This is a genomic window from Streptococcus sp. HMSC072D05, from assembly GCF_001815805.1.
Classification (GTDB): Bacteria; Bacillota; Bacilli; order Lactobacillales; family Streptococcaceae; genus Streptococcus.
Map to the genome: position 1 here is coordinate 166206 of NZ_KV821982.1, position 9450 is coordinate 175655.

The 9450-nt window shown below is 43.9% G+C and carries 9 protein-coding genes; 8 read left to right on the top strand and 1 reads right to left on the bottom strand.

From position 1 onward, the window contains the following. Nucleotides 1-92 precede the first annotated feature (92 nt). The 7 genes from ruvB (at nt 93) to HMPREF3057_RS00870 (ending at nt 8053) form a co-directional block, all read left to right on the top strand. Entirely contained in the window at nt 93-1091 is a 999-nt protein-coding gene (ruvB, locus tag HMPREF3057_RS00840) for a Holliday junction branch migration DNA helicase RuvB (protein ID WP_080980700.1), read from the top strand. Beyond that, nucleotides 1072-1656: a nucleotidyltransferase family protein gene (locus HMPREF3057_RS00845; RefSeq protein WP_070696012.1), complete on the top strand. Its 585-nt coding sequence runs from the start codon at nt 1072-1074 to the stop codon at nt 1654-1656. Before ruvB ends, HMPREF3057_RS00845 begins: the two co-directional genes overlap by 20 nt. 206 nt (nt 1657-1862) lie before the next feature. Next, nucleotides 1863-2621, top strand: a complete 759-nt coding sequence (locus HMPREF3057_RS00850) for an isoprenyl transferase (protein WP_000466705.1) — start codon at nt 1863-1865, stop codon at nt 2619-2621. An 8-nt stretch (nt 2622-2629) separates the two neighbouring features. Then, nucleotides 2630-3433 carry a phosphatidate cytidylyltransferase gene (locus HMPREF3057_RS00855; RefSeq protein ID WP_049477447.1) on the top strand — a complete coding sequence of 268 codons (804 nt, stop codon included), beginning with the start codon at nt 2630-2632 and terminating at the stop codon, nt 3431-3433. Nucleotides 3434-3448: 15 nt separating this feature from the next. Further along, nucleotides 3449-4705 (top strand): RIP metalloprotease RseP, encoded by a 1257-nt coding sequence (gene rseP / locus HMPREF3057_RS00860; protein ID WP_000579743.1) that lies wholly within the window; start codon nt 3449-3451, stop codon nt 4703-4705. Nucleotides 4706-4721: 16 nt separating this feature from the next. Continuing rightward, entirely contained in the window at nt 4722-6575 is a 1854-nt protein-coding gene (locus tag HMPREF3057_RS00865; protein ID WP_070696014.1) for a proline--tRNA ligase, read from the top strand. Between the two features lie 98 nt (nt 6576-6673). After that, on the top strand, nt 6674-8053 hold the full coding sequence (locus HMPREF3057_RS00870; RefSeq protein ID WP_049477445.1) for a glycoside hydrolase family 1 protein: 1380 nt from the start codon (nt 6674-6676) through the stop codon (nt 8051-8053). Nucleotides 8054-8091: 38 nt separating this feature from the next. Here the strand turns inward: HMPREF3057_RS00870 and HMPREF3057_RS00875 are convergent, their stop codons facing one another. Then, nucleotides 8092-8505 carry an EamA family transporter gene (locus HMPREF3057_RS00875; protein ID WP_000264204.1) on the bottom strand — a complete coding sequence of 138 codons (414 nt, stop codon included), beginning with the start codon at nt 8503-8505 and terminating at the stop codon, nt 8092-8094. A gap of 215 nt (nt 8506-8720) precedes the next feature. On the opposite strand from HMPREF3057_RS00875, the gene HMPREF3057_RS00880 reads away from it, so the two are divergent. Beyond that, on the top strand, nt 8721-9450 hold a 730-nt coding region (locus tag HMPREF3057_RS00880), incomplete at its 3' end, for a class II glutamine amidotransferase (RefSeq protein WP_083312787.1).

Consider the following 9450-nt stretch of genomic DNA (forward strand, 5'->3'; position numbering starts at 1 on the left):
AAACTTTTCTTTTTCATAATAATCTCCCTAATGAAGCCACCCAATCAGGTGGCTTTTTTGTTTGTGGCTTGGATTTTTGATATAATAGAGCCATGAGTAGAATTTTAGATAATGAAATCATGGGGGATGAGGAGTTAGTCGAACGTACGCTCCGTCCTCAGTATTTACGTGAATATATCGGTCAGGATAAGGTCAAGGACCAGCTGCAAATCTTTATCGAGGCTGCCAAAATGCGGGATGAGGCACTGGACCATGTTCTTTTATTTGGTCCTCCAGGTCTCGGGAAAACAACCATGGCCTTTGTTATTGCCAATGAACTGGGAGTCAATCTCAAGCAAACATCTGGTCCTGTCATTGAAAAAGCGGGGGATCTGGTAGCGATTTTGAATGATTTGGAACCTGGAGACGTTCTCTTTATTGACGAGATTCATCGCTTGCCCATGTCGGTGGAAGAGGTGCTTTATAGTGCCATGGAAGACTTCTACATTGATATCATGATTGGTGCTGGTGAAGGCAGTCGCAGTGTTCATTTGGACTTGCCACCTTTTACCTTGATTGGTGCAACGACCCGTGCGGGTATGCTTTCTAATCCTTTGAGAGCACGTTTCGGGATTACAGGCCATATGGAATACTATGCCCATGCTGATTTGACGGAGATTGTTGAGCGGACGGCAGATATCTTTGAGATGGCAATCACCCACGAGGCAGCTGCTGAGCTGGCCTTGCGTAGTCGGGGAACTCCTCGTATCGCCAATCGCCTCCTTAAGCGCGTGCGCGATTTTGCCCAGATTATGGGAAATGGGGTTATCGATGATGTCATTACCGATAAGGCTTTGACCATGCTGGATGTTGACCGTGAAGGTCTAGACTATGTGGACCAAAAAATCCTCCGTACCATGATTGAGATGTACGGTGGTGGTCCTGTCGGGCTGGGAACCCTTTCGGTTAATATCGCCGAGGAGCGTGAGACGGTAGAAGATATGTACGAACCCTACCTCATCCAAAAAGGCTTTATCATGCGAACTCGTTCTGGACGGGTGGCGACAGCTAAGGCATATGAGCATTTAGGGTATGAATACAATGAAAAATAAGCAAGAAATTCTAGACGTTTTTAGAGAAAATCCAGATATAATGGCTATTTTGCCCATCATTCGTAACCTTGGTCTGAAAGACTCCTGGTTGGCGGCAGGTTCAGTCAGGAATTTCATCTGGAATCTCTTGTCAGATAAATCCCCTTTTGATCATGAAACGGATGTGGATGTGATTTTCTTTGATCCAGATATTTCTTATGAGGAAACAGTAACCCTGGAGAACAAGATGAGAGAAGATTTTCCTCAGTATCGGTGGGAGTTGAAAAATCAGGTCTATATGCATCTGCACAGTCCCCACACTGCGCCTTACACGAGTTCTCGTGATGCCATGAGTAAGTATCCCGAACGCTGTACGGCGATAGGACTCCGCTTGCATTCCGACGCAACTTTAGAGCTCTTTGCGCCTTATGGTTTAGAGGATATTTTTAACTTTCACGTATCCCCAACTCCTCACTTCTTAGAGAATGAGGACCGAATGAAGCTCTATCAAGAACGCTTGTCCAAGAAAAATTGGCAAGAAAAATGGAAAAATCTAACTTTCTCAAAAAACTTAAGAAAAATTTAAGTTAGGGACGGTATACTAGGTTCATAAGTTAAGAGGAACTTAACTTAAACTCCTAAAACTTTTTCATAATAATCTCCCTATAAAATTAAGTCGCCCAATCAGGCGGCTTATTTTTTGTCTGTACGGAGAGCTAATAACTTACCAATAGAAGAAAATAGGGAAATATGGTATAATGAAACGATAGATTTTTGAATAGGAATAAGAACATGTTTGGATTTTTTAAGAAAGATAAAGCTGTAGAAGTTGAGGTTCCAACACAGGTTCCTGCTCATATTGGCATCATCATGGATGGGAATGGTCGTTGGGCTAAAAAACGGATGCAACCGCGGGTCTTCGGACACAAGGCGGGGATGGAAGCCCTTCAAAAGGTGACCAAGGCAGCTAACAAGATGGGAGTCAAGGTCATCACGGTTTATGCCTTTTCAACGGAAAACTGGACACGCCCAGATCAAGAGGTCAAGTTTATCATGAACTTGCCAGTCGAATTTTATGATAACTATGTCCCTGAATTGCACGCAAATAACGTTAAGATTCAGATGATTGGAGAGACAGACCGTTTGCCTAAGCCGACTTTTGAAGCTTTGAAAAAAGCAGAGGAGTTGACCAAGAACAATACGGGCTTGATTCTCAATTTTGCGCTTAACTATGGTGGCCGTGCTGAAATTACGCAGGCTCTTAAGGGCTTGGCTCAAGATGTTCTAGATGCTAAAATCAACCCTGGTGACATCACAGAAGATATGATTGGGGACTATCTTTTTACGCAACACCTGCCAAAGGATTTGCGGGATCCTGATTTGATTATCCGTACGAGTGGTGAGTTGCGTTTGAGTAATTTCTTGCCATGGCAAGCAGCATATAGCGAGCTTTATTTTACGGATACCTTGTGGCCTGATTTTGATGAAGCTGCCTTGCAGGAAGCTATTGCTGCTTTTAACCATCGCAATCGCCGTTTTGGAGGAGTTTAGGAGAAGATATGACCAAGGATTTACAAAAGAGAACATTGTTTGCGGTATTGGCCCTGGCGATTTTCCTTCCAGTCTTGTTTGCAGGAGGGCTCTTGTTGCAGATAGGGATTGGCTTGTTAGCGATGCTAGGCGTCCATGAACTCTTGCACATGAAGGGACTAAAGACTATGACCATTGAGGGTGCTTTGACTCTTTTTGCGACCTTCGCTCTCACAGTTCCTTTAGAAAATTACCTAACTTTTTTGCCTGTTGATGGAAATGTGGTTGCCTATAGTGTTCTGATTACCATAATGCTAGGGACGACCGTTTTCAGTAAAAACTATACGATTGAAGATGCCGCTTTTCCAATTGCTGTGAGTTTTTATGTTGGTTTTGGCTTCAATGCCTTACTAGATGCTCGGGTGGCAGGTTTTGACAAGGTACTTTTGGCCCTTTTTATCGTTTGGGCGACAGATAGCGCAGCCTACCTGACAGGGATGAATTTTGGTAGACATAAGTTGGCACCAAGAGTTTCTCCTAATAAGAGTATTGAGGGCTTTGTCGGTGGTATTCTAGGTGCGGTACTGATAACAGTGATTTTCATGTTAGTGGACAGCACAGTTGCTCTTCCTTATGGGATTTATAGAATGAGTCTCTTTGCAGCCTTCTTCAGTGTGGCAGGTCAGTTTGGTGACTTGATTGAGAGTGCCATGAAACGCCATTTCGGTGTCAAGGATTCTGGAAAATTTATCCCTGGACATGGCGGTGTGTTGGATCGCTTTGACAGCATGCTGATTGTGTTTCCAATGATGCACTTATTTGGCCTGTTTTAAAGAAAGGAATATTGAATGATTGGATTGCTAACCTTTATCCTCGTTTTTGGGATTATTGTGGTGGTGCATGAGTTTGGACATTTTTATTTTGCCAAGAAATCAGGCATTCTAGTTCGTGAATTTGCCATTGGTATGGGGCCCAAGATTTTTTCCCATATCGGTAAGGATGGCACTGCTTATACAATTCGTATCCTTCCTCTAGGAGGCTATGTTCGTATGGCAGGCTGGGGTGATGATGCGACAGAAATTAAGACAGGAACTCCGGTCAGTTTAACACTTGCTGACGATGGTAAGGTCAAACGGATCAACCTCTCAGGGAAGAAGTTGGATCAAACGGCTCTTCCTATGCAGGTAACCCAGTTTGACTTTGAAGACAAGCTCTTTATCAAGGGTTTGGTCCTGGAAGAAGAAAAGACTTTTACAGTCGATCATGATGCAACGGTTGTTGAAGAAGATGGAACCGAAGTACGCATTGCCCCTTTGGATGTACAGTATCAAAATGCTTCTATCTGGGGCAAGCTCATCACCAACTTTGCAGGTCCTATGAATAACTTTATCTTAGGTGTTGTTGTTTTTTGGATCTTGATCTTTTTGCAAGGCGGTGTTAGAGATACTCAGACCAATCTCTTTCATGTCATGCCAGAGGGAGCTTTGGCTAAGGTGGGCGTAGCTGAGACAGCTCAAATCACCAAGGTCGGCTCGCATGAGGTTAAGAATTGGCAAGACTTGACCCAGGCTGTGGAAGCAGATACCAAGGACAAGACAGCCCCGACCTTGGATGTGACCATTTCTGAAAATGGTAGCGAAAAACAAGTCACGGTGACTCCAGAAGAGAATCAAGGACGTTATATTCTTGGGGTTCAACCGGGAGTCAAGTCAGACTTTCTATCCATGTTTGTTGGTGGATTTACAACTGCTGCTGACTCAGGACTTCGCATCCTTTCGGCTCTGAAAAACTTGATTTTCCATCCAGATTTGAACAAACTCGGTGGTCCCGTTGCTATTTTTAAGGCAAGTAGCGATGCTGCTAAAAATGGTCTTGAGAATGTCCTCTACTTCCTAGCTATGATTTCCATCAATATTGGAATTTTTAACTTGATTCCTATCCCGGCTTTGGATGGTGGAAAGATTGTGCTCAACATCCTAGAGGCTATCCGCCGGAAACCCCTTAAACAAGAAATTGAAACCTATGTCACCATGGCTGGTGTAGTTATCATGGTTGTCTTGATGCTAGCTGTGACCTGGAATGACATTATGCGACTCTTCTTTTAGATAATCGAGGAATATTATGAAACAAAGTAAAATGCTAATCCCAACGCTTCGCGAAATGCCAAGCGATGCTCAAGTTATCAGCCACGCCCTTATGTTGCGTGCTGGTTATGTCCGTCAAGTTTCTGCCGGTGTTTATTCTTACCTGCCACTCGCTAACCGTGTGATTGAAAAGGCTAAGAATATCATGCGCCAAGAGTTTGATAAGATTGGTGCGGTGGAGATGTTGGCTCCTGCCCTTCTCAGTGCCGATCTTTGGCGCGAATCAGGTCGTTATGAAACCTATGGTGAAGACCTTTATAAATTGAAAAACCGCGAAAAGTCAGACTTTATCCTAGGTCCAACCCACGAAGAGACTTTCACAGCCATTGTTCGTGACTCTGTTAAGTCTTACAAGCAATTACCGCTTAATCTTTACCAAATTCAGCCTAAGTACCGTGATGAAAAACGTCCACGTAACGGTCTTCTCCGTACGCGTGAATTTATCATGAAAGACGGCTATAGTTTCCATGCCAACTATGATAGCTTGGATGTGACTTATGACGAGTACAAGGCGGCCTACGAACGTATCTTTACTCGTAGTGGCTTGGATTTCAAGGCTATCATCGGTGACGGAGGAGCCATGGGTGGTAAGGATAGCCAAGAATTTATGGCCATTACACCAGCCCGTACAGACCTTGACCGCTGGGTTGTCTTGGACAAGTCAGTTGCCTCATTTGATGAAATTCCTGCAGAAGTGCAAGAAGAAATCAAGGCAGAATTGCTCAAATGGATGGTTTCTGGTGAAGACACCATCGCCTACTCAACTGAGTCTAGCTATGCAGCTAACTTAGAAATGGCAACAAACGAGTACAAACCAAGCAACCGTGTCGTTGCGGAAGAAGAAGTGATTCGAGTGGAAACTCCAGGTGTTAAATCCATCGATGAAGTTGCAGCCTTCCTTAATGTGCCAGAAGAGCAAACGATTAAAACTCTCTTCTACATGGCAGATGGAGAACTTGTTGTAGCCCTTCTAGTTGGAAATGACCAACTCAATGAAGTTAAGTTGAAAAACCACTTGGGAGCAGATTTCTTTGATGTTGCGAGCGAGGAAGAAGTAGCAAATGTTATCTCAGCTGGCTTTGGTTCGCTTGGCCCAGTTGGTTTGCCAGAAAATGTGAAAATCATTGCAGACCGTAAGGTACAAGATGTTCGCAATGCTGTTGTGGGGGCCAACGAAGATGGTTACCACTTGACGGGTGTGAACCCAGGTCGTGATTTCACTGCAGAATACGTGGATATCCGCGAAGTTCGTGAGGGTGAAATTTCACCAGACGGACAAGGCGTTCTTAACTTCGCGCGTGGTATCGAGATCGGTCATATTTTCAAACTCGGCACTCGTTATTCAGCAAGTATGGGCGCAGATGTTTTGGATGAAAATGGTCGTGCTGTGCCAATCATCATGGGATGTTACGGTATTGGTGTTAGCCGTCTTCTCTCAGCAGTTATGGAGCAACACGCCCGCCTCTTTGTCAACAAAACGCCTAAAGGGGAATACCGTTATGCTTGGGGAGTTAACTTCCCTAAAGAATTGGCGCCATTTGATGTGCATTTGATCACTGTCAATGTCAAGGATGAAGAAGCGCAAGCCTTAACAGAAAAACTTGAAGCAAGCTTGATGGGAGCTGGTTACGAAGTCTTGACAGACGACCGTAACGAACGTGTCGGAGTGAAGTTTAGCGATAGCGACTTGATTGGTCTGCCAATCCGTATCACTGTTGGGAAGAAAGCAGCCGATGGCATCGTAGAAGTTAAGATTAAGGCGACTGGTGACACCATCGAAGTTCATGCAGACAACTTGCTCGAAACCCTTGAAATCCTCAGCAAGAAATAAAAACTATAATCAGAAGAAAAACAAGGCAAAAATGTAACTAGTTTTTACCTTGTTTTTTCTATATAATGGGAAAAATGAATAAACGAAGAGGTAAAGCTATGCTAAAATTTCCAAAGGATTTTGTCTGGGGTTCCTCCACTTCTGGACCACAGACAGAAGGTCGTGTACCTGGTGACGGCAAGGGAGACAATCTCTGGGATTATTGGTTCCAAGTAGAGCCAAATCGTTACTACAATGGAATTGGACCTGATAAAACATCGACTTTTTACGAAAACTGGGAAAAGGATATTGAGCTTTTGGTAGAGACTGGGCATACAGCCTTCCGAACTTCTATCCAGTGGTCTCGTATTTTCCCACAGGGCCGTGAAGAGGTCAATCCGCAAGGGGTGGCTTTCTACCGTCAGGTCTTTGAAGCCATTAAGGCCAAGGGAATTCGTCTCTTAGTTAATCTCTATCACTTCGACCTGCCTTTTGCCCTCCAAGAAGACGGCGATGGTTGGGAAAATAAGGCAACTGTCAAGGCTTATGAAGACTATGCTCGTTTTTGTTTTGAGACATACGGTGACTTGGTGGACCAATGGATTACCTTTAACGAGCCCATCGTTCCCGTAGAGTTTGGCTATTTTTACGATGCCCACTATCCTCACAAGGTAGATGCCAAAGCAGCAGTTAAGGTTGCCTATCATACGCAACTGGCTAGTAGTCTTGCGGTTAAGGCCTGTCATGAAGTTTTGCCTGATTCCAAGATTGGGATTGTCCTCAACTTGACACCAGCCTATCCACGTAGCCAGCATCCCGCAGATGTCAAGGCTGCTCGCATTGCGGATCTCTTCCAAGCCCAATCTTTCCTAGATCCGTCTGTCTTGGGAGCTTATCCAGAAGAGTTAGTAGAGATTTTAGCTGAGCATGATTTGCTGCCAGAGTATACTGTTGAAGAATTAGAATTCATTCGCGAGAATACAGTTGATTTCCTAGGAGTTAACTACTACCAGCCTTTGCGTGTCATGGCGCCACGTTTTGCTAAACATCCAGACAGTCCCCTCTTGCCAGAACATTTTTACGAGCCTTATATCATGCCGGGCCGTAAAATCAATCCTCACCGTGGATGGGAAATTTATGAGCAAGGGATTTATGATATTGCCCAAAATATCAAGGAAAATTATGGTAATATTGAGTGGATGTTGACAGAGAATGGTATGGGTGTTGAAGGGGAAGAAAAATTCCGTCAAGATGGGATGATTCAAGATGATTACCGTATTGACTTTGTCAAAGGACATCTTCGTGAACTTCACCGTGCGATTGAAGATGGAGCCAACTGTAAAGGATACTTAATATGGACCTTTATTGACTGCTGGTCATGGCTCAACAGCTATAAAAATCGTTACGGTTTGGTTGAGCTTGACTTGGAAACACAGGAACGTCGTCTAAAAAAATCAGGCCATTGGTTCAAGGAACTCAGCGACCATAATGGATTTTAAGAATAAAAAGAGTGAGATGGTGTTCATCTCACTTTTTATTACAATATCATCACCAAGGTCCCAATCGTAATCAGGATACAGCCAATAATTGTTTTAAACGTCAGGACATCCTGTAGGAAGAAAAAGGCTAGAACGAGGGTAATGACGAGACTGAATTTATCGACAGCAGATACCTCAGTCGCATTGCCCATCTGCAAGGCCTTGTAGTAGCAGAGCCAGGAGGCGCCAGTGGCTAAGCCTGATAAGATGAGAAAGAGCCAACTTTTTTTACTGATGTTGACAATTTCGGTCTGACTATTGGTCAAGAAAACCATAGCCCAGGCCATAAGAATGACGACGACTGTACGAATAGCAGTTGCTAGATTGGATGGAACTCCTTCAATCCCAATCTTGGCTAAAATTGACGTTAAGGCTGCAAAGATAGCTGATAAAAGTGCGAAGAAAAACCACATGGCGAATACCTCCTCCCCTTATTATAAGTAATTGATGCCGACTTGTCAGGTATCAAGTGAAATCTTGATAAAATACCAGATAGAAAAACTATACCAATTTTTATCCTTGACAAGTGAGAAAAACAAGTATATACTGTTTTTGCTGATTCCGTAAAGCGAGAATTAGACTATACCAATTTAAGGAGAAAGCACAGCTGGTCTGTGTCGTATATACTATGTGTGGAATTGTTGGTGTTGTTGGAAACACAAATGCAACTGATATTTTGATTCAAGGGCTTGAAAAGCTCGAATACCGTGGCTATGATTCTGCGGGGATTTTTGTCCTAGGTGGTGCTGAAAATCATCTAGTCAAGGCTGTCGGTCGTATCGCAGAATTGTCTGCCAAGACAGCTGGTGTTGAGGGAACAACAGGTATCGGACATACGCGTTGGGCGACTCACGGGAAACCAACGGAAGATAATGCTCACCCACACCGCTCTGAGACGGGACGTTTTGTCTTGGTGCACAATGGAGTGATTGAAAACTACCTTGAAATCAAGGAAGAATACCTTGCAGGTCACCACTTCAAGGGGCAAACCGATACGGAAATCGCTGTTCACTTGATTGGGAAATTTGCAGAAGAAGAAGGTCTCTCAGTTCTTGAAGCCTTCAAAAAAGCCCTTCACATCATTCGTGGTTCTTATGCCTTTGCCTTGATTGACTCTGAAAATCCAGATGTCATCTATGTCGCTAAGAACAAATCTCCACTTTTGATTGGTCTTGGAGAAGGTTATAATATGGTCTGCTCAGATGCTATGGCTATGATTCGTGAGACCAACCAATACATGGAAATTCATGACCAAGAGTTGGTAATCGTCAAGGCTGATAGCGTCGAAGTTCAAGACTATGATGGTAACAGTCGTGAGCGTGCTAGCTACACTGCTGAGCTCGACTTGTCAGATATCG

Bases quoted from the DNA above. Each gene is read 5' to 3' on its own strand.
- rseP (WP_000579743.1), top strand. From the start codon at position 3,449: ATGATTGGATTGCTAACCTTTATCCTCGTTTTTGGGATTATTGTGGTG.
- ruvB (WP_080980700.1), top strand. From the start codon at position 93: ATGAGTAGAATTTTAGATAATGAAATCATGGGGGATGAGGAGTTAGTC.
- HMPREF3057_RS00870 (WP_049477445.1), top strand. From the start codon at position 6,674: ATGCTAAAATTTCCAAAGGATTTTGTCTGGGGTTCCTCCACTTCTGGA.
- HMPREF3057_RS00865 (WP_070696014.1), top strand. From the start codon at position 4,722: ATGAAACAAAGTAAAATGCTAATCCCAACGCTTCGCGAAATGCCAAGC.
- HMPREF3057_RS00845 (WP_070696012.1), top strand. From the start codon at position 1,072: ATGAATACAATGAAAAATAAGCAAGAAATTCTAGACGTTTTTAGAGAA.
- HMPREF3057_RS00850 (WP_000466705.1), top strand. From the start codon at position 1,863: ATGTTTGGATTTTTTAAGAAAGATAAAGCTGTAGAAGTTGAGGTTCCA.
- HMPREF3057_RS00855 (WP_049477447.1), top strand. From the start codon at position 2,630: ATGACCAAGGATTTACAAAAGAGAACATTGTTTGCGGTATTGGCCCTG.
- HMPREF3057_RS00875 (WP_000264204.1), bottom strand. From the start codon at position 8,505: ATGTGGTTTTTCTTCGCACTTTTATCAGCTATCTTTGCAGCCTTAACG.